This window comes from Enterobacter sp. JS8-1 (assembly GCF_049187015.1).
Taxonomy (GTDB): Bacteria; Pseudomonadota; Gammaproteobacteria; order Enterobacterales; family Enterobacteriaceae; genus Enterobacter; species Enterobacter mori.
Window position 1 is genome coordinate 4,000,110 of the sequence record NZ_CP185805.1, and the last position, 21,593, is coordinate 4,021,702.

The window sequence follows — 21,593 nt, forward strand, 5'->3', positions numbered from 1 at the left end:
CAAAATGGGCCAGCTAATGCTGGCCCTGTACTTGCTTTATTAGTCCCACCAAACGTCGAAAAGTTCGCTGATGCGGACATCTTCCAGTTTGTGGTCTTCAAGCCATTTGCGTACCAGCGCCTGATGTTCTTCGGTGCATTTACCGACTTCCTGGGTGCAGATCAGACCTTCCCACGCCAGATAGCCGCTACCGTCGAAGGCCAGCTTGTTTGGCTCGATCACATCATTGATGAACGCGTCAACGTCCTGATCGATCTGCTCAACGCTGGTGCCTTCCGGGAAACGCCAGGCAACAGAGAAGCCCACTTCCTGGAATTCTTCGATGTGCATCTTTTTACGCAGACGACGGCTACGATTCTTTGCCATTATTTCACCCTCTCGAACATTAAGTCCCATACACCGTGACCAAGACGATGGCCACGCTGTTCAAATTTTGTCACCGGACGTGAATCCGGGCGCGGTACATAGTCGTTGCTTTCAGACTGGTTTTTATAGCCATCCAGCGACGACATCACTTCCAGCATATGTTCCGCATAAGGTTCCCAGTCGGTCGCCATGTGGAAGACGCCGCCCAGTTTTAACTTACTTTTCAGCAGCTCGGCAAACGGTGCCTGAACGATACGGCGTTTATTATGACGTGCTTTGTGCCACGGGTCAGGGAAAAAGAGCTGAACCATGTTCAAAGAATTGTCAGGAATCATTTTGTGCAGCACTTCCACCGCGTCGTGACACATGACGCGCAGGTTCTCAACGCCCTCTTCGTGGGCCGTTGCCAGGCATGCACCGACGCCCGGCGAGTGCACTTCGATACCGAGGAAGTTCTGCTCCGGTCGCGCTTTCGCCATGGTCACCAGCGAGGTGCCCATACCAAAACCGATCTCCAGCGTCACAGGCGCTTCTCGGCCAAACAGGTCGGCGAAGTCGACAGGCTGTTCAGTGAACTCAACGCCCATCACCGGCCAGTAGTTGTCCAGCGCGTGTTGCTGCCCTTTTGTCAGGCGGCCCTGACGGCGGACAAAGCTGCGAATACGGCGCAGCGGGCGACCGTTTTCATCAAATTCCGGTGAAATGACGTCGTTTTTCATAAAAGAGTTGTCTGCTTGTGAGAGTGTTCGGGAAACGGGCATTATCCAAAGTTAAGGCTTCTATGCAAGCATGGGAAAGATCCGGTTTACAGCAGATTGACGCTGTGCTGCAATCTGCGTCCCTGATTATGTGAATCGATGACCATGCAAGCCTCTCAATTTTCAGCCCAGGTGCTGGACTGGTACGACAAATACGGGCGTAAAACCCTGCCCTGGCAAATTGAAAAAACGCCTTATAAAGTATGGCTCTCCGAGGTGATGTTGCAACAAACGCAGGTCGCCACGGTCATTCCTTACTTCGAGCGTTTTATGGCGCGCTTCCCGACGGTCACCGATCTGGCAAACGCGCCATTAGACGAAGTGCTGCACCTGTGGACAGGCCTGGGCTATTACGCCCGCGCGCGTAATCTTCACAAGGCCGCGCAGCAGGTCGCGACGCGCCATAACGGTAAATTCCCGGAAACCTTTGACGAGGTGGCCGATCTCCCCGGCGTCGGGCGCTCCACCGCAGGCGCGATTCTTTCCCTTTCATTAGGCAAGCATTTCCCGATCCTCGACGGCAACGTGAAGCGCGTGCTGGCACGCTGCTATGCCGTCGACGGCTGGCCGGGTAAGAAAGACGTAGAAAAACGCCTTTGGGAGATCAGCGAAGCGGTCACCCCGGCGAAAGGGGTGGAGCGTTTTAACCAGGCGATGATGGATCTGGGCGCGATGGTCTGCACGCGCTCAAAACCAAAATGCGAACTCTGCCCGGTGAATAATCTCTGCGTGGCGTATGCCAACCATTCGTGGGCGCAGTATCCCGGTAAGAAACCCAAACAGACGCTGCCGGAGCGCACCGGCTATATGCTGCTGATGCAACACGGCGATGAGGTGTTCCTTGCCCAGCGTCCGCCGAGCGGTCTGTGGGGCGGTCTATACTGCTTCCCACAGTTTGAAAATGAAGATTTGCTGCGGGAATGGCTTAAACAGCGCGGAATAGCCGCCGATAACCTGACGCAGCAGACGGCGTTTCGCCACACCTTCAGCCATTTCCATCTGGATATTGTGCCCATGTGGCTTCCAGTGTCCTCATTCACCTCGTGCATGGATGAAGGCACCGCTCTCTGGTATAACTTAGCGCAACCGCCTTCAGTCGGGCTGGCGGCTCCCGTGGAGCGCCTGTTACAACAATTACGTGCCGGTGCAATGGTTTAGCATCGGCAAGAAAAAGAGGAATGAGTATGGCCAGAACGATTTTTTGTACTTTCCTGCAGCGTGACGCTGAAGGCCAGGACTTCCAGCTTTATCCGGGCGACCTGGGTAAACGCATCTACAATGAAATCTCCAAAGAAGCCTGGGGACAGTGGCAGAAAAAGCAGACCATGCTGATCAACGAGAAAAAACTCAGCATGATGAACCCGGAACACCGGAAGCTGCTGGAGCAGGAGATGGTGAGCTTCCTGTTCGAAGGCAAAGACGTGCACATCGAAGGCTATACGCCGCCGGAAAAATAACAGCGAGCGGGGGAAACCCCGCCGTTAAAGCAAACACAACACGCACTCCCGGAATGATGAAAAAACTTTTAGCGCTAGCTCTTATTGCGCCGTTGCTTGTCTCTTGTTCTTCCAAAAAAGGCGATGATTACAACGAAGCCTGGGTTAAGGACACCAACGGTTTTGACATTTTGATGGGGCAGTTTGCCCACAACATCGAAAACATATGGGGATTTAACGAAGTTCTTATCGCCGGACCTAAGGACTACGTTAAGTACACCGACGCCTATCAGACCCGAAGCCACATCAACTTTGATGACGGTACGATCACGGTTGAAACCATTGCAGGCACTGAACCTGCTGCGCGCCTGCGTCAGGCGATTATCAAAACCCTGCTGATGGGTGACGATCCGGGCTCTATCGATCTCTACTCCGACGCAGACGACATTACCATTTCCAAAGAGCCGTTCCTGTACGGCCAGGTCGTCGATCAGACCGGTCAGCCGATCCGTTGGGAAGGCCGCGCCACGAACTTCGCGGATTATCTGCTGCAAACGCGCCTGAAAAGCCGCTCGAACGGCCTGAAGATCATCTACAGCATCACCATCAACCTGGTGCCGAACCACCTCGACAAGCGTGCGCATAAGTACATTGGGATGGTGCGTCAGGCGTCACGTAAGTACGGCGTGGATGAGTCGCTGATCCTGGCGATTATGCAGACCGAATCTTCATTCAACCCGTACGCGGTAAGCCGCTCCGACGCGCTGGGGCTGATGCAGGTTGTGCAGCACAGCGCCGGTAAAGACGTGTTCCGCTCGCAGGGTAAATCCGGCACGCCGAGCCGCAGCTATCTGTTCGATCCGCAGAGCAACATCGATACCGGCACCGCCTATCTGGCGATGCTGAATAATGTGTACCTGGGCGGAATTGATAACCCAACGTCGCGCCGCTATGCGGTGATCACGGCCTATAATGGCGGTGCGGGCAGCGTGCTGCGCGTCTTCTCCAGCGATAAGGTGCAGGCCGCGAACATCATCAACAGCATGGCGCCGGGGGATGTCTACTCAACCCTCACCACCCGCCACCCGTCTGCGGAATCCCGCCGCTATCTGTATAAGGTGAATACGGCGCAGAAGAACTATCGTCGCCGGTGATCAACACACCTTCTCCTGCAAGGAGAAGGTGTTCTGCTTTCCCTCTCCCCGTGGGAGAGGGTCAGGGTGAGGGCATCAGGCCGCACTCATCCAACCCCACCCATACGAAAATGTTATTTGCATCACAATCCAAACTGCAAATTAATGTGGATTGCATTTTTTTGCGGGAGGTAACAAAACATATCGTTGCCAACTGATAGAATTGCATCAAATAACAACCCTGAATGTTCCCAAAACAACATATCTCCCGCTCACTTGTGAGGAAAGTAACATGAACCTTAAGCTGCAGCTTAAAATTTTGTCGTTTCTGCAGTTCTGCCTGTGGGGTAGCTGGCTGACCACACTCGGCTCCTATATGTTTGTGACGCTCAAGTTCGACGGTGCGTCTATCGGTGCCGTATACAGTTCGCTGGGTATCGCGGCTGTCTTCATGCCAACGCTGCTCGGTATCGTGGCGGATAAATGGTTAAGTGCGAAATGGCTGTACATGCTTTGCCATCTGGTAGGCGCGGGGACGCTGTTTATGGCAGCCCAGGTGACCACGCCGGGGGCGATGTTCATGGTGATCCTGCTTAACTCGCTGGCCTATATGCCAACGCTTGGCCTGATCAACACCATCTCCTACCACCGCATCAAGTCTGCGGGCATGGATATCGTGACCGACTTCCCGCCAATCCGTATCTGGGGCACCATCGGCTTTATCATGGCGATGTGGGGCGTGAGCTTCGCGGGCTTTGAGCTGAGCCATATGCAGCTCTATATCGGCGCGGTGCTCTCCGTGGTGCTGGCCGTGTTTACCCTGACGCTGCCGCACATTCCGGTATCAAACCAGCAGAAAAACCAGAGCTGGAGCGCTATGCTCGGCCTGGACGCGTTCGCGCTGTTTAAAAACAGACGCATGGCGATCTTCTTTATCTTCTCCATGCTGCTGGGCGCAGAGCTGCAGATCACTAACATGTTCGGCAACACCTTCCTGCACAGCTTCGATAACAACCCGCTGTTTGCCGGAAGCTTTATCGTCGAGCACGCGTCGGTGATGATGTCCATCTCTCAGATCTCTGAGACGCTGTTCATCCTGACCATCCCGTTCTTCCTGAGCCGCTACGGCATCAAAAACGTGATGCTGATCAGTATCGCTGCATGGATGCTGCGCTTCGGCCTGTTCGCCTACGGTGACCCAAGCGCGTTCGGTACCGTGCTGCTGGTGCTGTCGATGATCGTTTACGGCTGCGCCTTCGACTTCTTCAACATCTCCGGTTCGGTGTTTGTGGAAAAAGAGGTGAAGCCTGAAATCCGCGCCAGCGCGCAGGGCATGTTCCTGATGATGACCAACGGCTTCGGCTGTATTCTGGGTGGCGTGGTGAGCGGTAAAGTGGTTGAGATGTACACCACCAACGGCATCACCGACTGGCAGCCCGTGTGGCTGATCTTCGCCGCGTACTCGCTGGTGCTGTTCTTCGCGTTTATCGCGCTGTTCAAGTACAAGCACGTGCGTGAACCACACGGTGCGCAGCCGATCGCGCATTGATTGTTGTGCCCGGTGGCGCTGCGCTTACCGGGCCTACAAAACCAGACCGTAGGCCGGGTAAGGCGAAGCCGCCACCCGGCTATTTTATTGCAGAGAGCACCCACCCCACCGACAGCAAATCCGCACTGCCGCCCGGGCTCAGATTGCGTTCAATCAATACCTTATCCATTCTAAGCAACGCCTCGCGATCCCAGCCGTTAGCCAGTAATTCCCGCGCGTAGCCCTGAACGTAGCGCAACCCTTCCATGCCGCCGCGCGACACCAGATTGCTGTCCTGATTAACCGCCATCAGGCGCAACAGCAGGCCATGAAGCGACTGTCCGTTCCACGAATCCAAAGCCTTACGCACCGTCGCGAAGCCGCTCTCCGCCTCGCCGCGCGCGCCGGTAAATCCGTACTGCTGAAACTGCCGCTCGCCCGCCGTCGCCTGTCCGCTGCGTGCGGCCAACTCACGCGATACCAGCCCGCTGCAGATGTTACTCACCTCACAACAGAGGCTGTCTGCGGAGATATTTTTCACACGCCCGGCGGCGAAGCACAGTAAACCCAGGGCAAAAATCCCGCCTTTGTGGGTGTTCACTCCATTCGTTGCGGCGTACATCGCCTGCTCGCAGGCCATCCCCATCGGGCGGAGGATCCGAAGCTGTGCGTCAGCGGGTTTATCTGCATGCACGCGACCGAGCTCGGCAAAGCGCGAAAACCACGGCGTAATCGCCGCAATGCTGCGGACGAACAGCGCGTGGTCCATGTCGCGATGAGAACCGTTATTGAGCTTGTCCACCAGCCCCGGCTTGGGCGTCAGCTCCAGCTCCTGCCACAGCGCCGCTTCGGCAAGCGCGGGCACGTCAACCGGGCGCGGTTTAGTCGCGAGCAAACCAGTCATCGATCGTCTTCTCCACGCGGGAAACCACCTGCTCAACGGGATGCTTTCGCGAACGGGAACAGGCGTGAGCGGGCTCGTCGCAGATCAGGCAGCGTCTGAGATTCGTCCCCAGCGACTGACGCCCGACGTGGCCGTGCTGAGGGCAGATCACGTCCAGATCCCACAGCCTGCCGAGCGGGTGCGTCTGCTCCAGATCCGCACAGTGCGCTTTGATTTCCGCCGCTGGATGGGCCACGCACCACAGGGCTTCTGGCCCTGTCGGGAGCCACAGCACCTGGCGGTCCAGCACCTGCCAGCGGTTCTCCCACAGCAGTTGGTCGCACATCTGCAACGCCACGCCCATGCAGTTGCGATAGCGCAGGCTGTCTTTGATTTCTCCCGGCGTGACCAGCGTGAGGGAAATCACCGGTTGTTGATAGTGCTCAAGCATGTCAGCCTGGCGCGCTGCGCGGCGCTCTTTCGCCGCCAGCAGTTCGTCCAGGCTGACACCCGCCCGCACGGGTGTCGCTGAAATCATACTTACTCCTTCACCTGTCGTACGATGTCGATCACGCTGCCGTCGCGGTAGCGGATCACCCCGACGATTTTGTCGGTAAATTCAATCGGTTTCGGTACGCCCGTCAGGGAAATCGCCCGCTCGTAAAGCGCGCTGATATCCACAACGTTGAGCCCGGCTTCCAGCAGCCGCTCGCGGATCTCCGGGCGCGCCGGATTGACCGCAATGCCGTGGTCGGTGACCAGCACGTCAATGCTTTCGCCCGGCGTGAGGCGCGTGGTGACGCGCTTCACGACCGTTGGAATACGGCTGCGCAGTAGCGGCGCGACCAGGATGGTCAGGTTCGCCGCGGCGGCCACGTCGCAGTGTCCGCCGGAGGCGCCGCGCATCACCCCATCGGAGCCGGTGATCACGTTGACGTTGAAATCGACGTCGATTTCCAGCGCGCTGAGGATCACCACGTCGAGCTGGTCGCAGCTTGCCGCCTTACTGCCGGGGTTAGCGTAGACGTTGGTGGAGATCTCCACGTGGTTCGGGTTGCTCGCCAGCGAAGCCGCCGCCTGGCCGTCAAAGCACTGGGTGTCGAGCAGCTTTTCGATCAGCCCCTTCTCGTGCAAATCCACCAGGCTGCCGGTGATGCCGCCGAGCGCAAAGCGGGCCTTCACGCCGCTGCGCTCCATCTTCTCTTCCATAAAGCGCGTACAGGCGGTCGCCGCCGCGCCGGAACCGGTCTGCATCGAGAAGCCCGATTTGAAGTAGCCGGAGTGTTCAATCACGTCCGCCGCATAGCGGGCAATCATCAGCTCGCGCGGGTTGCTGGTGACGCGCGCCGCGCCGACGCTGATTTTCGCCGGGTCGCCCACGCTCTCAACCTGCACGATGTAGTCCACCTGGTCCTGCACCAGGCTGGCGGGCATATTGGGGAACGGCACCAGTTCTTCCGTCAGCAGCACCACCTTGCGGGCAAAGTGCGCGTCCACCATGGCGTAGCCCAGCGAGCCGCAGCAGGATTTACCGTGCGTCCCGTTGGCGTTGCCAAACTCATCGCTGCACGGCACGCCGAGAAACGCCACGTCGATATTCAGCTCGCCGTCCTGGAGCAGCTTCACGCGCCCGCCGTGGGAGTGAATTTGCACCGGCTCGTCCATCAGCCCGTGGGAGATGGCGTCTGCCAGCCTGCCGCGCATCCCCGAGGTGTAAATCCGGGTGATAACGCCGCTTTCGATATGTTCGATCAGCGCGTCGTTGCAGGTCATCAGCGAGCTGGAGGCCAGCGTCAGGTTTTTGAAACCCATCCGCGCCAGCAGCGCCACGACGGTGTTGATCACCCGGTCGCCTTCGCGAAACGCATGGTGGAAGGAGATGGTCATCCCGTCCTGCAGGCCGCTTCGCATCACCGCCTCTTCAACAGAGGCGCAGAGCTTGCGGCTGTGTTTCGCGTCGCTGTCCGCCAGCCACGGCGTGGCGCTGTGGGCGGTATCAAAGGGCTTCAGGTCCCGCAGATGGGGAAAATTCACGTGAAGAAGTTCTGTCTGATTCATCATCTCATCCTTACCGACGCACGCCGGAGGCCGCCGCGCGCTCCAGCACCACCTGCGCGTGGTTAATAATCGGTGCATCCACCATTTTGCCGTTGAGCGACACTACGCCAAGGCCGTTACGCTCGCCCTCTTCTGCCGCCTCAATCACCCTTTTGGCGTGATCCACCTCTTCCTGAGTCGGGGCGTAGGCGTTGTGCAGCAGGTCAATCTGGCGCGGGTTAATCAGCGATTTGCCGTTGAAGCCCATCTTGCGGATCAGATCGACCTCGCGCAGGAATCCGGCCTCGTCGTTAACGTCTGACCACACCACGTCGAAGGCGTCGATGCCCGCCGCGCGGGCGGCGTGCAGCACGGCGCAGCGGGCGTAGAACAGCTCGGTGCCGTCGCCGCGCTCGGTCTGCATGTCCATCACGTAGTCAAAGGCGGCCAGCGCAATCCCGATGAGGCGCGGAGAGCTGCGGGCAATCGCCACAGCGTTGATGACGCCAATGGCCGATTCAATCGCCGCCATCACGCGGGTGGAGCCGACCTTGCGGCCGCACGCCTGCTCGATACGCTCGAGATGACCTTCCAGCTCGTAGATATCGTCCGGGGTGTCGGTTTTTGGCAGGCGGATCACGTCCACGCCCGCCCGCACGGCGGCTTCCAGATCCAGCAGGCCAAACGGCGTACTGAGCGGGTTAATGCGCACCACGGTTTCGATATCCTGATACATCGGGTGCTGCAGCGCGTGGAACACCAGCATGCGCGCGGTGTCTTTCTCGCGCAGGGCGACGGCGTCCTCAAGGTCGAACATGATGGAGTCAGGACGGTAGATAAAGGCGGTGGAGAGCATGGCGGCGTTGGCGCCCGGCAGGAACAGCATGCTGCGGCGGAGTTTGCTCATTTTAGCGCCCCCCAGTTGATGGCCTGTTCATCGGCGGCACGCATCAGTGCGCTCTGCAGGCGGGCGCGGATCACACAGTCCAGCGCCCCTTTGTCTTCAATAATGATTAATCCCTGGTGCACGTTCATGGCGCGCAATGTGTCGTTGACCACCTGGCGGATCTGCTCGCCAAACTGCTTAATCACTTCACTGTGGATGACAATCTCCAGCTCGCCGTGAGCGGGAGCGATTTTCACCATCAGGTCGCTGGACTCCTGCGTTCCGGCCAGCGCCTCCCTTACAATTTTCATGATAAATTCCTGGTAGTTAAGCGACTTCGGCACTCGCACGGTAATGCGTTTCGAGATGCGCGAAGGTGGAGTCCGGGACAATCTCCCGGATCCGGGAAAACTGCTGTGTCTTCAGTAAGCGGCGCACTTCCGAGGCCGAAATGGCGTTGCCGGTGGCCTTGATGCGCGGCATTTCCACCACGTCGATATGCGAGGCCAGCAGGTCGTGCAGCGTCTGGTTGTACTGGCGGGTGATATCGCAAAACGGCTCCGAGCCGATAAAGCGGTGCGTGATGCCGAGCGCCGGGGCAATAAAGTCCCGGAAGATCAGCACGTCGATCTCGCTCCACGCCTGCTGCACCCTGCCGGTCTCCTTCAGGAAGTAGGCCGGGAAGGTGGCGCGAGAGATGATGTACTGCGAGCCTTCATGCACTACCACGTTCGGCAGATGCGCCACGCCCGCGCGCACCATCTCGAGACGCGCGTTGAACGGGAAGAACGAGGCGTCTTCACGCACCACGAACAGATGCAGGGCATCGCACCGCGTCGCCGCCTGTTCCACCAGATGGCGGTGGCCGAGGGTGAACGGATTGGCGTTCATCACTATCGCGCCAATATTCTCCCCGCAATTGCGCTTCGCGCGCAGGGAACGGCAGTAGCGTTCAATCCCCTGCGGGGTGTTCTCCATCAGCACCGCGTTGTTTCCGCTCTGGGCAATCGGCCAGAAGCCGCTGCGGGCAAAGCGCTCCCGGTTGCACGGACGGGTGCAGAGGAAGAGGTGAAAATGGCCGCGCTCCAGCGCCGCATTTTCCACCTCTGCCAGCAGCCGCGCGCTGAGGTTCTCGCCGCGAAGCTGCTCGTTGACCGCCACGCATTTGATGACGTTGGCAGCAAGCCCTGCGCAACCCACCAGCTGAGAGCCGGACCAGGCTTCGACAAACAGCGTGATGTCGTTGTCCAGGCCAAGGCCGCTGTCTGCCAGCAGGTAACGGATCTGGCTTAAGCGTTCCGGATGCTTCGCCACGAGGGTGTGGCGAAAATCGATGGGTTGACTGTTCATGCCGCCTTACTCAGTGTGCCGCCGCAAGCCCAACGGCCGGCGCTTCCATAATCACGTTGCTCAGGTGACCGATATGCTCGATCTCCACCTCAATGCGATCGCCCTCTTTCATAAACAGCGGCGGGTTACGCTTTTTACCCACCCCGCCCGGGGATCCGGTGATGATCACGTCGCCCGGACTGAGGCGGGTAAAGGTGCTGATGTACTCGATCAGCTCCGCAACCTTGTGGATCATGCTGCTGGTGTTGTCTTCCTGCACCATACGGCCGTTCAGCCAGGTGCGGATTGCCAGCTGATGCGGATCCGGGATTTCGTCCGCTGTCGCCATCCACGGGCCAAACGCGCCGGTCTGACGCCAGTTTTTACCGGCGGTAAACCAGGTGTGCTGCCAGTCGCGGGCGGAGCCGTCCATGTAGCAGCTGTAGCCCGCCACATGGCGCAGGGCGTCGTCGCGGCTGATGTTCTCCCCGCCTTTGCCGATGATCACCGCCAGCTCGCCTTCATAGTCAAATTCGCTGGAGTGGCGCGGCTTCAGCACCGGCTCGTTGTGGCCGGTCTGGGAATCCGGAAAGCGGACAAACAGCGTCGGGGCCGGGTTATGCTGGTCAAATTCCTTGCGTTTGTCGGCGTAGTTCATGCCCACGCAGAGGATTTTTTCCGGCTGCACGATCACCGGTAAGAAGGTGATGGCGCTCAGCGGCACGTCCACGGCGTCGTTCAGATAGCGGGTGGCCTGCGCCAGCCCGTTGCCCTGTAGCAGCGCCTTGAGGTCGCCGTAGCGGTCGCCGAGACGGCGGCCTAAATCAATCACGCCGTCGGCCTGGACGATGCCGTAGCTGCGTTTTCCCTGGTATAAAAAGCTTGCGAGTTTCATTGTTCTTTCCTGAAAACTTAAACGAGGAAGTTGCCCAGAATCAGCAGTGAGATGGAGACGTTAATCGCCCCGCCGATACGGGTAGCAATCTGGGCGAACGGCATCAGGCTCATGCGGTTGCCTGCGGTCAGGATTGCCACGTCGCCGGTACCGCCCTGGCCGCTCTGGCAGCAGGAGACGATGGCGACATCAATCGGGTGCATGCCAATCTTTTTGCCGACGAAGAAGCCGGTCGCCACCAGTGCGGAAACGGTGCTGACGATCACCAGCAGGTTGCTGACGGTGAACGCCGCCACCAGTTCATGCCACGGGGTGATGGCCACGCCGACGGCAAAGAGGATGGGGTAGGTCACGGAGGTCTGGAAGAATTTGTACACCACCTGCGAGCCTTCCAGCAGGCGCGGAGAGGCACCGTTGCAGAGCTTCACCAGCACCGCCATAAACAGCATGCCGACTGGGGCAGGCAGACCAATCAGCTTGTGTCCCAGCATGCCCAGCATATAGAGCAGCACCGCCAGCAGCGCGCCGGAGGCGATAGTGGTGACGTCCGCTTTGCCGGAAAACGCAGGCTGAGAGACAGTAGCATCGGCATTCGCGCGGTTCGGCATCAGCTGGCCTTCACCGGTCAGGTGCGGGTAGCGTTTACCGAGCTGGTTCAGGCAGCCGGAGATAATGATTGCCGTCAGACCGCCGAGCATCACCATCGGCAGCACGCGGCCGAGCGCCACGCCCTGGTCCATGTGCAGCAGGGTGGCATAGCCGATGGAAAGCGGAATTGCCCCTTCCCCGACGCCGCCCGCCATAATCGGCAGAATGATAAAGAAGAAGATCTGGAACGGCTCCAGACCCAGCGCCAGGCCAACGCCCATCCCCACCAGCATGCCGACGATTTCGCCGCACAGCATCGGGAAGAAGATGCGCAGGAAGCCCTGAATCAGCACCGTGCGGTTCATGCTCATGATGCTGCCGACGATAATGCAGCAGATATAGAGATAGAGAATGTTGGTGGATTTGTAGAACTTGGTGGTGGACTCGACCACCACGTCCGGCAGCAGGCCGTAATAGACCAGCGCGGAAGGGATAAAGGTGGCGCAAATCGCCGCCGCGCCGAGCTTGCCGACAATCGGCAGGCGTTTGCCAAACTCGCCGCAGGCAAAGCCGAAGAAGGCCAGCGTGGCCACCATCACCACGATATCGCTCGGCAGTTTCCCACCCAGGCAATCAATGGCAATCAGCGCGCCCGCCAGAACGAACAGCGGCAGAGGAATAATCCCGATTTTCCAGGTATCCATAATATGCCACCAGCGCTCTTTGAGCGAAGGTCGCTGAATTTCAATCGGGTCGTGGGTAACAGAGAAAGAATCGTCAGTTGTGCTCATAATAAGCCCCTTGGTTATTTTGTGCGTTCAGCTTAGAGTCACAAAGGCTTACTTTATGTGAGGAATGGCATATTAAAAGCGAAGTTTTAATGGCAGCTATGGTTTTAATGGTTTCTTTTATTTAATGTGATTTACACCTTATTTATTTCCGTGGTTTTTATGGTTTCTTTTCTTAAATGAACAAATAAATAACATTTATTAATTTAGCCTTAAGACGCCTGGCGTTTCGGATAAATCTTTTACAGGCGCTGCTGTGCAAGGGATCACAAGTTTTCTGCAAAGCAGGCGTCACCACGAGAAAAGATGATATATTAGCCTGCCTTGTTGATACCCGGCGTGATAGTTATGAAAGTGTCATTTCAGATCAAGCTGTTTATTTCGCTGGTCGCTTTTTTCTCGGTACTGTTTGCGCTACTGGGTGGATATTATTACGTCGACGTTGGAAGACAGCTTTATCAGGAAATGAGCGCACGTGCAAAAATACAGGCCGAAGAAATTGCGCTTATTCCTACTTTGCGAAAAGAAGTCGAACAGAAAGATATCAACGGCATCAGCGACTTTATGCAGAAAATAGCGGCCCACAGCGACGCCAGTTTTATTGTGATTGGCGATAATAAAGGGCTGCATCTGTTTCACTCGGTGTTTGCTGACCGGGTGGGAAAAACGCTGGTCGGCGGCGATAACGACGAGGTTCTGCAGGGTAAAAGCACGACCACTATCCGCAAGGGCGGCTTAGGTATTTCACTTCGCAGTAAAGCGCCGATTTTTAACGATGCGGGGCACGTCGTGGGGATTGTCTCGGTGGGCTATCTCACCAGCTATCTGGATACCATTACCGTCAATAAAGTGGTTAACATTCTGATTGCCGCCGTGCTGCTGCTGATCGCCCTGTTTATCTTCTCCTGGTTTTTCACCCGCAGTATTAAGAAGCAGATCTTCTCGCTGGAGCCACGCGAAATTGGCCTGCTGGTACGCCAGCAGAAGGCGATGATGGAATCCATCTATGAAGGGGTCATCGCTATCGATGACGATCTGCGCATCGAAGTGATCAACCAGGCGGCACGCAAGTTATTAGGCTTAAGCCAGCCCGCCCGCGAGCTGCGCGGACAACTGATTAGCCAGGTGATCGATCCTGTTCCGTTCTTCAATACGCATACCATGCTGGCGAAAGACACCCATGATGAAATCTGCCGGTTTAACGATCTTACGGTCATTGCCAGCCGGGTAAGGATCATGCTGGAAAACTCGCTGCAGGGCTGGGTGATCACCTTCCGCGATCGCAATGAGATCGACACGCTCAGCGCCCAGCTCAGCCAGGTTAAACGCTACGTTGATAACCTGCGCATCATGCGCCACGAGCAGCTCAACCGGATGACCACCCTTTCCGGCCTGCTGCACATGGGCCGCTATGAAGAGGCGATTGGCTATATTCAGGCGCAGTCAGAGCACGCGCAGGAGCTGCTGGACTTTATCTCTTCACGCTTTAGCTCTCCGACGCTTTGTGGCCTGCTGTTAGGCAAAGCCGCGCGTGCGCGGGAGAAAGGCGTGGAGCTGAGTTTCGACCCCGCCTGCCGGATGGATAAATCCTTTCTGCCGCTGCTTGAATCGGAACTCATCTCGATTATCGGGAACTTGCTGGATAACGCGATTGAAGCGACGCAGCGCGCACCGCTTCCGCATGCGCCGGTTGAAGTGCTGATAAAACTGAGCGAGCAGGAACTCATCATCGAAGTCGCCGACCAGGGTATTGGCATCAAACCGGAGATCCGTGAACAAATATTTGAACGCGGCATTACCACCAAAACGCGCGGCGATCACGGTATTGGCCTGTATCTGATTGAAAGCTACGTCACGCAGGCGGGCGGCGCCATCGAAGTTGCGGATAACACGCCGCGCGGTGCCATTTTCTCACTGTTTATTCCCGCCACGGGAGCTGCCCGGCGTCCCGCACAAGAACTGGAAGATAATGATTATGCAACATGAACTTATCGACGTACTGATTGTTGAAGACGAGAACGAACTGGCGCAATTGCATGCGGAGCTGATCGGTAAACATCCGCGTTTGAGGCTGGTCGGGATTGCCTCTTCACTGGCTGACGCGCAGACGCAGCTTGAGAGCAAGCAGCCTCAGCTGATGTTGCTGGATAACTACCTGCCGGACGGCAAGGGCATCACGCTTATCAGTAACCCAATGCTGGCCCGCGCCAACTGCTCAGTGATTTTCATCACTGCCGCCAGTGACATGGACACCTGCAGCCAGGCCATCCGCAACGGCGCGTTTGACTACATCCTCAAACCGGTGTCGTGGAAGCGGCTCAGCCAGTCGCTGGAGCGCTTTGTGCAGTTTGCCGAGCAGCAGCGGGTCTGGAAGATTGTCGACCAGCAGAACGTGGATTCACTCTATCAGTTGCAGGCAAAAAATTACCGTCAGGACAACGGCAGCAAAGGCATTGAAGAGAATACGCTGGCACTGGTACAAACACTTTTTAATGCCAAAGCAACGCACTGCTTTTCCGTGGATGAAGTGGTGAGCGAAACCGGTTTGAGTAAAACCACCACCCGGCGCTATCTGGAACACTGCGTGGAGGCGGGGTTTCTCAGCGTAGAGATGCTGTACGGGAAGATTGGGCATCCGAGGAGGATGTATAAACGTAGTGCGGTTTGAAGAAAAGTTCCCTCTCCCTGTGGGAGAGGGTTAGGGTGAGGGCAACAGCCCGCACTATCTCAATACATACCCATACAGCCGCTTAATCCCGTCGGCATCCTTCTCGCTGTACACACCCTGCAGCTCCGGCGAGAAGCCCGGCAGCATATTGATGCCCTCCTCCAGCGCCAGAAAATAGCGCTGTACCGCCCCGCCCCAGACTTCACCCGGCACCACGCACAGCACCCCTGGCGGATACGGCAGCGCGCCCTCAGCGGCAATGCGTCCTCCGGCATCACGAATACGCACCAGCTCCACGTTCCCGCGAATGTACTCCTGGTTGGCATCCTGAGGGTTCACCACGACGTCGGGGAAGCTTTCCCGGCGGAACATCGCCTTTTGCAGATCTTTCACGTTAAAGCTGACGTAGAGATCGTGCATCTCCTGGCACAGCTGGCGGATCGTGTAATCACGGTAGCGCACGGGATATTTCTGGTAGATGGTCGGCAGAACGTCGGCCAGCGGCGTATCGTCTTCAATGTGCTGTTCAAACTGTCCCAGCATCGCCACCAGCTGCGCCAGCTTCTCGCTGCTTTCGGCAGGGGTCAGCAGGAACAGGATTGAGTTGAGATCGCACTTCTCCGGCACGATGCCGTTCTCACGCAGGTAGTGCGCCAGAATCGTCGCCGGGATACCAAACGCGGTGTAGTTACCGGTTTCCGCATCGATACCCGGCGTGGTCAGCAGCAGCTTGCACGGGTCAACAAAATACTGGTCACGGGCGTAGCCCTCAAAACCGTGCCAGTTCGCGCCTGGCTCGAAGCTGAAGAAGCGACGCTCGCTGGCGATGATGTGTGTCGCATGATCCTGCCACGGACGCCCCGCCACCACCGGTGGGATAAAGGGTTTAATCATATGGCAGTTGGCGACAATCGCCTTGCGCGCTTCAATGCCCAGCTCGACGCACTCCGCCCACAGCCTGCGTCCGCTTTCACCTTCGTGGATCTTGGCGTTCACGTCCAGCGCCGCGAACAGCGGATAAAACGGGCTGGTTGAGGCGTGCAGCATAAAGGCATTGTTCAGCCGCTTGTGCGGGCAGAAACGTGCCTGACCGCGAATGTGGTTATCCTTTTTATGGATCTGCGACGTTTGTGAGAACCCGGCCTGCTGCTTATGCACCGACTGGGTCACGAAAATCCCCGGATCGTTCTCGTTCAGTTCCAGCAACAGCGGGGACGTTTCCGCCATCATCGGGATAAATTGTTCGTAACCTACCCAGGCAGAGTCAAAGAGGATGTAGTCGCAAAGGTGGCCGATCTTATCGATCACCTGACGGGCGTTGTAGATCGTCCCGTCGTAGGTGCCCAGTTGAATGATGGCCAGACGGAACGGGCGAGGCGCATCGGCCTTGTCCGGGGCAACGTCACGGATCTGATTTCGCAGATACGCATCGTCGAAACAGTGCTCGTCAATACCGCCGATAAAACCAAATGGGTTACGTGCCGCTTCAAGGTAGACCGGCGTGGCCCCTGCCTGAATCAGCGCACCGTGATGATTCGATTTATGGTTGTTACGGTCGAACAGCACCAGATCGCCGCGGGTCAGCAGCGCGTTGGTGACAACCTTATTCGCTGCTGACGTGCCGTTCAGCACGAAGTAGGTTTTATCGGCATTAAAGACTTTTGCCGCGAACTTTTGCGCATGCTTGGCGGACCCTTCGTGGATCAGCAAATCACCCAGCTTTACGTCGGCGTTGCACATATCGGCGCGAAACACGTTCTCACCGAAGAAGTCATAAAACTGCCGCCCGGCGGGATGCTTTTTGAAAAACGCGCCGTGCTGATGCCCGGGGCAAGCAAAAGTGCTGTTGCCCATCGCAACATACTGGCTCAGGGTGTCGAAGAAAGGCGGCAGCAGATCCTCTTCGTAACGGCAGGCGGCAGCCTCCAGTTCCAGGAACTCCTGCGCTTTTCCTGCTATTACAGCAGTGACACCTTCAGGAACATTCGTCGGCTCCTGCGAGAACATAAATACCGGAAGCTGAAAGCCCGTACGTTTCAGCAGCGCTAGGATGCCGCTACAGCTTTCAGCGACCGTAATGACCACTGCCGCCACATCGGTAAAATCAGTGTTATCCAGCGTCACCATTTCCCGGTGAGTAGACACAGTAGAGACCAGCTCGCGGCTGACGGCAATTTTCATGGTTTTCATAGGCGCAGTTACCCTCACCGGGCGGTGAGACAGGGAGGAGAAAATTCGCGCAATAATGTCACCTTTTATTTTTAGGCGCAAGAAGGAATCAGTATGCACTTAGCCTTGCAAAGCTAAGCGTCATGCAGCGTTGTCGTGTCATAATCATGCAATACCAATGATTAAGTAACAGGAGTTAACGGTGGTAATTGGACCCTTTATCAACGCCGGTGCCGTATTGTTAGGCAGCGTACTCGGCGCAGTGTTAAGCCAGCGGTTGCCGGAACGTATTCGCACCTCGATGCCCTCCATATTTGGCCTGGCCTCGTTAGGCATCGGCATCCTTTTGGTGATCAAATGCGCCAACCTGCCCGTCATGGTGCTCGCGACCCTGCTCGGCGCGCTCATTGGTGAATTTTGCTACCTGGAAAAAGGCATCAATAATGCGGTAGGCAAAGCCAAAAACCTGATTACCCGCCCCGGCAAGGCGAAACACGGCACCCACGAGTCGTTTATTCAAAACTATGTCGCGATAATTATTCTGTTTTGCGCCAGCGGCACCGGGATTTTCGGTTCCATGCAGGAAGGGATGACGGGTGACCCAAGCATATTGATTGCGAAGGCGTTTCTTGATTTCTTTACGGCCACTATTTTTGCCACCACGCTCGGCATTGCCGTTGCCGCGATTTGCGTGCCGATGCTGCTGATCCAGCTGGCGCTTGCCACCTGCGCCACGCTGATCCTGCCCCTGACTACGCCTGCGATGATGGCGGACTTCACCGCGGTTGGCGGCCTGCTGCTGCTGGCGACAGGGTTGCGTATCTGCGGGATCAAGATGTTTGCCGTGGTGAACATGCTGCCCGCGTTGCTGCTCGCCATGCCGCTCTCCGCGCTCTGGACGCACTTTTTCGCTTAAGAGTACGGCGAAATGGTGAGAGATTGCGCAGTCTGTAACGAAAACAACATTTTTCGTTGACGGCAGGGGGCAGATCGGGTTTAATGCGCCCCGTTGCCCGGATAGCTCAGTCGGTAGAGCAGGGGATTGAAAATCCCCGTGTCCTTGGTTCGATTCCGAGTCCGGGCACCAAATTCATATTAACGGACCTCCACGGAGGTCCGTTTTTGCATTCTAAGCCCGCCAAAAACAAGACTTCTTCACGTCCTTTTATCCACGACATCCCGACCACTGCGTCAGCAGCGCATACAATTTAGCTGGCTCCAGAGGCTTACGCAGCACCAGGTACCCCTCCTGCTCTGCCTCCAGCAGAACTGGTGAATTAAATTCGCCGCTGACTATCGCGCCGCTCATATCCGGCAGACGTTCAAAAAGCGCTTTAAGAACGTCGAAGCCGCTTTCACCGGATCGCAGGCGCTGGTCGCACAGCACGGCGAACGGCTTAAAGCCCTCGTCGATTATGGCGAACGCTTCTTCAGCGGAGGCCGCGCAGCGCACGTTGATTCCCCATACGCTCATCAGGCTCTCCCAGGCAGACGTCACCAGCGGGTCGTCATCGACGACCAGGCAGGAACCGTGCAGCGGTGCATAGCGTACCGGCGTGGCGGTGCTATCACAGGCGGGTGCGGTGTCCAGCGTGATGTCTTCGCCAGCATATTGAGTGAAGCGCATCCAGAAGCGTGAGCCTTTACCTTCAATGGATTGCATCCCGTACTTCACCTTCATCAGCTTGGCACAACGGGCCACTACGGCCAGTCCCAGCCCGTGTCCGGCGCTGTCAATCTTCCATGCCAGCTCAGGGCGATAGTAAGGTGAGAAGATTTTACCTTTCTCGTCATCGGCGATACCGACACCCGTATCCCACACCTCTACCATACACTCCTCACCGCGTGGTCGGATGGCGACCAGTACGCCCCCCTGTAGCGTGTAGCGAAGGGCGTTTTGAATCAGGTTAATCAGGGATTGTCGCACCAGCAGCGGATCGCCTGTCACGTAGATGCGGCGTTTGGGTCGACGGGTAGACAGCCGCAGGGCACGGCTGTTGGCCTCTTCGCGAAACAGCGTGATCACCGAGTCAAGCAGAGCGCCGATATCCACTTTGGTCGGGGCAGAAAGGACATTCCCGGATTCAATTTTGCTGAGATCGAGCAGAGAGTTGAGCATTAAATGTACCGAACGAACGCTCTGCTGCAGGTCAAGGAGTTGCGGCGTCAGGCTATCGTCCCGGTTTCGGTGGAGAATGGCTTCGATCAGAAAACCCATGGCGTGCACGGGCTGGCGCAGATCGTGGCTGGCGGTTGTCAGAAACTGATTTTTATCCAGCAGAGCCTGCTCCGCGTCCTCTTTGGCCTGACGAAACTGTTCCGCCAGGCGCGAGCTTTTTTCCTCAAGAAGCGCTTGCTGTATAAAGAAAGCGTGTGAAGTTAATGCATGGCGGTAAATCGCGAAGCCGTAAAGCAGATTCAGCATGAGCACGATGAACATTAACTCATCCAGCCGCCAGATAATGCCGAGGTTCAGCACCCCCCAGGAGGCGAAGAAAAAGCGCGTAAAAGTGCTGATGACCGGCGTCAGATGCGTCGCATTGGCGGCGACGATAGCGGCGATGCTGATATTAAGGAGCAGGAAAAAGTCAAAGTTCTGCGTCTGCGGGGTAATTAAATAGAGTGATGAAATGCCCAGCCCGTGGACAAAGGCGATATTATTAATACGCGGAAGCCAGCGACGCAGCACGTCCTTTTCAATATTGTCTTTCGCTTCGCGCTGATAGCGTCGATGCAATATTCGTATCGCCACTGCACATAGCAGATAAATGATTATCCAGGTAATCGTTGGGCCGAGGTCATCCCCAAGCATATAAATCCAGATGGCGAAAGGGATCCCGACAAAGGGCACCGCGCTAAAGCTAAACACCAGCCGCAGAAAGGTGTTGTTTAGCAAACGGATCTGCGCCGGAGGAGAGATACCCTCGTTCTGTAAGCTCTGGAAAAACCTCATTCCGACGGTTCCTGCTTGCCATGCAGAAGCGTGATGGCCTCTACCCTGCTGTTAACACCTATCTTTTTCAATATATTGCTGATGTGTTCTTTGACCGTGGGCTCAGAAATTGAAAGCTGCGCGGCGATTCTTTTATTTGGCAGGCCACGCATAATCATATTTAATACATCTATTTGCCGCGGCGTTAAGTTAAATTTACTTAACTTGTCATTATTCGACTGAACGGAAAGTTCGCTTCCATCAGGGAACCAGGTCAAATTATTAGTGAGTGCGAAAACGGCCTGTGAGAACATTTCAGGCGGTTCGCTTTTCAATACAAAACCGTGCCCCCCGGCGGCATGAACTTTCCGCCAGAGATCATTATTGTCATCCCCGCTGACCACCAGGAGTCGTATCTGTGGGTAAAGGTGTTTCACTTCTTTGAGTAATTTCAACGCCGTTCCGGACGAGAGCCAAAAATCGATTACCAGCAAACGTGGTGGGCCATTATCCCTAATTTGACGGTAGCAATCGTCTTCATTCGTCACCACATACGCCTGCTTAAATTGGCAATGTGTAATCAGATAATTGGCGATACCGCTAGCTACCAATGGATGGTCATCAACGACCAACGCATAATTCTGTCCCAAAGGGTCCTCCTTTAACCTTCGCATATCTGAGAGTACAGATGAATTATTATCTACCCACCCTACTTTAGGAGGGTTTTTTCGATTAGGAAAGGGAAATATATTATTCGCTGATTTGAGTAAATGAAAACATAAATACAATCAGTAAAATTAACTGATTGGATATCAAGGATAATTTATGAAAAAACCTCTCGTCTTTTTAACCGTTACGTTGATGCTAACCGGTTGTTCCACGCTGAAAACCGATCAGGCTATTCCACTCCTGCAGGCGGAGACCGCTAAAATGCTGGGGCTGGGCTCATCAGATGAAATAACCGTGACCAATGTTAATGGCGCCCAGCCGGACGCACTGGGTGGACAAAAGCTGTCTTATCGCGCCACGACGGAAAAAGGGCGTATTTTCGATTGCTCATCAATGATGATGCCGGGGATTTTAGGATCCGCACCGACACTCAGCGCGCCAACCTGTACCCCTGTCGTCACTCATAAATAATTAACTTCAAATCAAAAGGCGTACATAAATAACGCCTTTTATATTTTCTGACGTATC

21 protein-coding genes and 1 tRNA gene are annotated in these 21,593 nt (G+C 56.3%); 9 read left to right on the forward strand and 13 right to left on the reverse strand.

Annotation, left to right across the window (positions count from 1 at the left end; translation table 11 throughout):
• Positions 1 to 39 precede the first annotated feature (39 nt).
• Both ACOQH0_RS19040 and trmB read right to left on the reverse strand, forming a co-directional pair.
• Complete coding sequence (locus tag ACOQH0_RS19040; protein WP_010435485.1) at positions 40 to 366, reverse strand: YggL family protein; 327 nt, start codon at positions 364 to 366, stop codon at positions 40 to 42.
• On the reverse strand, positions 366 to 1,085 hold the full coding sequence (trmB, locus tag ACOQH0_RS19045; protein WP_089599965.1) for a tRNA (guanosine(46)-N7)-methyltransferase TrmB: 720 nt from the start codon (positions 1,083 to 1,085) through the stop codon (positions 366 to 368). The genes ACOQH0_RS19040 and trmB overlap by 1 nt, the downstream gene beginning before the upstream one ends.
• A 144-nt stretch (positions 1,086 to 1,229) precedes the next feature.
• On the opposite strand from trmB, the gene mutY reads away from it, so the two are divergent.
• The 4 genes from mutY (at position 1,230) to ACOQH0_RS19065 (ending at position 5,242) form a co-directional block, all read left to right on the forward strand.
• Positions 1,230 to 2,282 carry an A/G-specific adenine glycosylase gene (gene mutY / locus ACOQH0_RS19050; RefSeq protein ID WP_010435488.1) on the forward strand — a complete coding sequence of 351 codons (1,053 nt, stop codon included), beginning with the start codon at positions 1,230 to 1,232 and terminating at the stop codon, positions 2,280 to 2,282.
• 26 nt (positions 2,283 to 2,308) lie between these two features.
• Complete coding sequence (locus ACOQH0_RS19055) at positions 2,309 to 2,581, forward strand: oxidative damage protection protein (RefSeq protein WP_023309138.1); 273 nt, start codon at positions 2,309 to 2,311, stop codon at positions 2,579 to 2,581.
• 56 nt (positions 2,582 to 2,637) lie between these two features.
• Positions 2,638 to 3,714 carry a membrane-bound lytic murein transglycosylase MltC gene (gene mltC, locus ACOQH0_RS19060; RefSeq protein WP_421512373.1) on the forward strand — a complete coding sequence of 359 codons (1,077 nt, stop codon included), beginning with the start codon at positions 2,638 to 2,640 and terminating at the stop codon, positions 3,712 to 3,714.
• Positions 3,715 to 3,985: 271 nt separating this feature from the next.
• Positions 3,986 to 5,242, forward strand: coding sequence for a nucleoside permease (locus tag ACOQH0_RS19065; protein ID WP_421510993.1), 1,257 nt, complete (start codon positions 3,986 to 3,988; stop codon positions 5,240 to 5,242).
• A 79-nt stretch (positions 5,243 to 5,321) separates the two neighbouring features.
• Here ACOQH0_RS19065 and citG read toward each other — a convergent pair whose 3' ends face one another.
• The 8 genes from citG to ACOQH0_RS19105 are packed head-to-tail and all read right to left on the reverse strand — an operon-like array spanning position 5,322 to position 12,630.
• Positions 5,322 to 6,125 carry a triphosphoribosyl-dephospho-CoA synthase CitG gene (citG, locus tag ACOQH0_RS19070; RefSeq protein ID WP_421510994.1) on the reverse strand — a complete coding sequence of 268 codons (804 nt, stop codon included), beginning with the start codon at positions 6,123 to 6,125 and terminating at the stop codon, positions 5,322 to 5,324.
• Positions 6,103 to 6,642, reverse strand: a complete 540-nt coding sequence (gene citX / locus ACOQH0_RS19075) for a citrate lyase holo-[acyl-carrier protein] synthase (protein WP_421510995.1) — start codon at positions 6,640 to 6,642, stop codon at positions 6,103 to 6,105. Before citX ends, citG begins: the two co-directional genes overlap by 23 nt.
• Before the next feature lie 2 nt (positions 6,643 to 6,644).
• A complete protein-coding gene (citF, locus tag ACOQH0_RS19080; protein WP_421512374.1) occupies positions 6,645 to 8,162 on the reverse strand; it encodes a citrate lyase subunit alpha in 1,518 nt (505 codons plus the stop codon).
• Positions 8,163 to 8,172: 10 nt separating this feature from the next.
• Positions 8,173 to 9,048 (reverse strand): citrate (pro-3S)-lyase subunit beta, encoded by an 876-nt coding sequence (citE, locus tag ACOQH0_RS19085; protein ID WP_010435505.1) that lies wholly within the window; start codon positions 9,046 to 9,048, stop codon positions 8,173 to 8,175.
• Positions 9,045 to 9,338: a citrate lyase acyl carrier protein gene (gene citD / locus ACOQH0_RS19090; RefSeq protein ID WP_008499773.1), complete on the reverse strand. Its 294-nt coding sequence runs from the start codon at positions 9,336 to 9,338 to the stop codon at positions 9,045 to 9,047. The genes citE and citD overlap by 4 nt, the downstream gene beginning before the upstream one ends.
• Before the next feature lie 16 nt (positions 9,339 to 9,354).
• Positions 9,355 to 10,377, reverse strand: coding sequence for a [citrate (pro-3S)-lyase] ligase (citC, locus tag ACOQH0_RS19095; RefSeq protein ID WP_421510996.1), 1,023 nt, complete (start codon positions 10,375 to 10,377; stop codon positions 9,355 to 9,357).
• A 10-nt stretch (positions 10,378 to 10,387) separates the two neighbouring features.
• The gene (locus tag ACOQH0_RS19100) at positions 10,388 to 11,251 is read right to left on the reverse strand and encodes a fumarylacetoacetate hydrolase family protein (protein ID WP_010435513.1); all 864 of its coding nucleotides are present in this window, start codon (positions 11,249 to 11,251) and stop codon (positions 10,388 to 10,390) included.
• A 17-nt stretch (positions 11,252 to 11,268) separates the two neighbouring features.
• Positions 11,269 to 12,630, reverse strand: coding sequence for a 2-hydroxycarboxylate transporter family protein (locus ACOQH0_RS19105; RefSeq protein ID WP_023333366.1), 1,362 nt, complete (start codon positions 12,628 to 12,630; stop codon positions 11,269 to 11,271).
• Positions 12,631 to 12,975: 345 nt separating this feature from the next.
• Here ACOQH0_RS19105 and ACOQH0_RS19110 point away from each other — a divergent pair, with 345 nt between their 5' ends.
• Together ACOQH0_RS19110 and ACOQH0_RS19115 are read left to right on the forward strand one after the other, a co-directional pair.
• Positions 12,976 to 14,613, forward strand: a complete 1,638-nt coding sequence (locus ACOQH0_RS19110) for an ATP-binding protein (protein WP_010435519.1) — start codon at positions 12,976 to 12,978, stop codon at positions 14,611 to 14,613.
• Positions 14,603 to 15,295, forward strand: coding sequence for a response regulator (locus ACOQH0_RS19115; protein ID WP_010435522.1), 693 nt, complete (start codon positions 14,603 to 14,605; stop codon positions 15,293 to 15,295). The genes ACOQH0_RS19110 and ACOQH0_RS19115 overlap by 11 nt, the downstream gene beginning before the upstream one ends.
• Positions 15,296 to 15,349: 54 nt before the next feature.
• On the opposite strand, the gene ACOQH0_RS19120 is transcribed toward ACOQH0_RS19115, so the two are convergent.
• A complete protein-coding gene (locus ACOQH0_RS19120) occupies positions 15,350 to 17,485 on the reverse strand; it encodes an ornithine decarboxylase (protein ID WP_421510997.1) in 2,136 nt (711 codons plus the stop codon).
• A 181-nt stretch (positions 17,486 to 17,666) separates the two neighbouring features.
• Between ACOQH0_RS19120 and ACOQH0_RS19125 the strand changes: the two genes are divergently transcribed.
• Together ACOQH0_RS19125 and ACOQH0_RS19130 are read left to right on the forward strand one after the other, a co-directional pair.
• Positions 17,667 to 18,380, forward strand: coding sequence for a DUF554 domain-containing protein (locus ACOQH0_RS19125; protein ID WP_421510998.1), 714 nt, complete (start codon positions 17,667 to 17,669; stop codon positions 18,378 to 18,380).
• A gap of 95 nt (positions 18,381 to 18,475) precedes the next feature.
• Positions 18,476 to 18,551: transfer RNA gene (locus tag ACOQH0_RS19130), tRNA-Phe, on the forward strand.
• Positions 18,552 to 18,629: 78 nt separating this feature from the next.
• Here ACOQH0_RS19130 and ACOQH0_RS19135 read toward each other — a convergent pair.
• Positions 18,630 to 20,417 carry an ATP-binding protein gene (locus tag ACOQH0_RS19135; protein WP_421510999.1) on the reverse strand — a complete coding sequence of 596 codons (1,788 nt, stop codon included), beginning with the start codon at positions 20,415 to 20,417 and terminating at the stop codon, positions 18,630 to 18,632.
• Entirely contained in the window at positions 20,414 to 21,046 is a 633-nt protein-coding gene (locus ACOQH0_RS19140) for a LuxR C-terminal-related transcriptional regulator (RefSeq protein ID WP_421511000.1), read from the reverse strand. The genes ACOQH0_RS19135 and ACOQH0_RS19140 overlap by 4 nt, the downstream gene beginning before the upstream one ends.
• Before the next feature lie 175 nt (positions 21,047 to 21,221).
• Between ACOQH0_RS19140 and ACOQH0_RS19145 the strand changes: the two genes are divergently transcribed.
• Entirely contained in the window at positions 21,222 to 21,536 is a 315-nt protein-coding gene (locus ACOQH0_RS19145) for a lipoprotein (RefSeq protein WP_010435531.1), read from the forward strand.
• Positions 21,537 to 21,593: the final 57 nt, after the last annotated feature.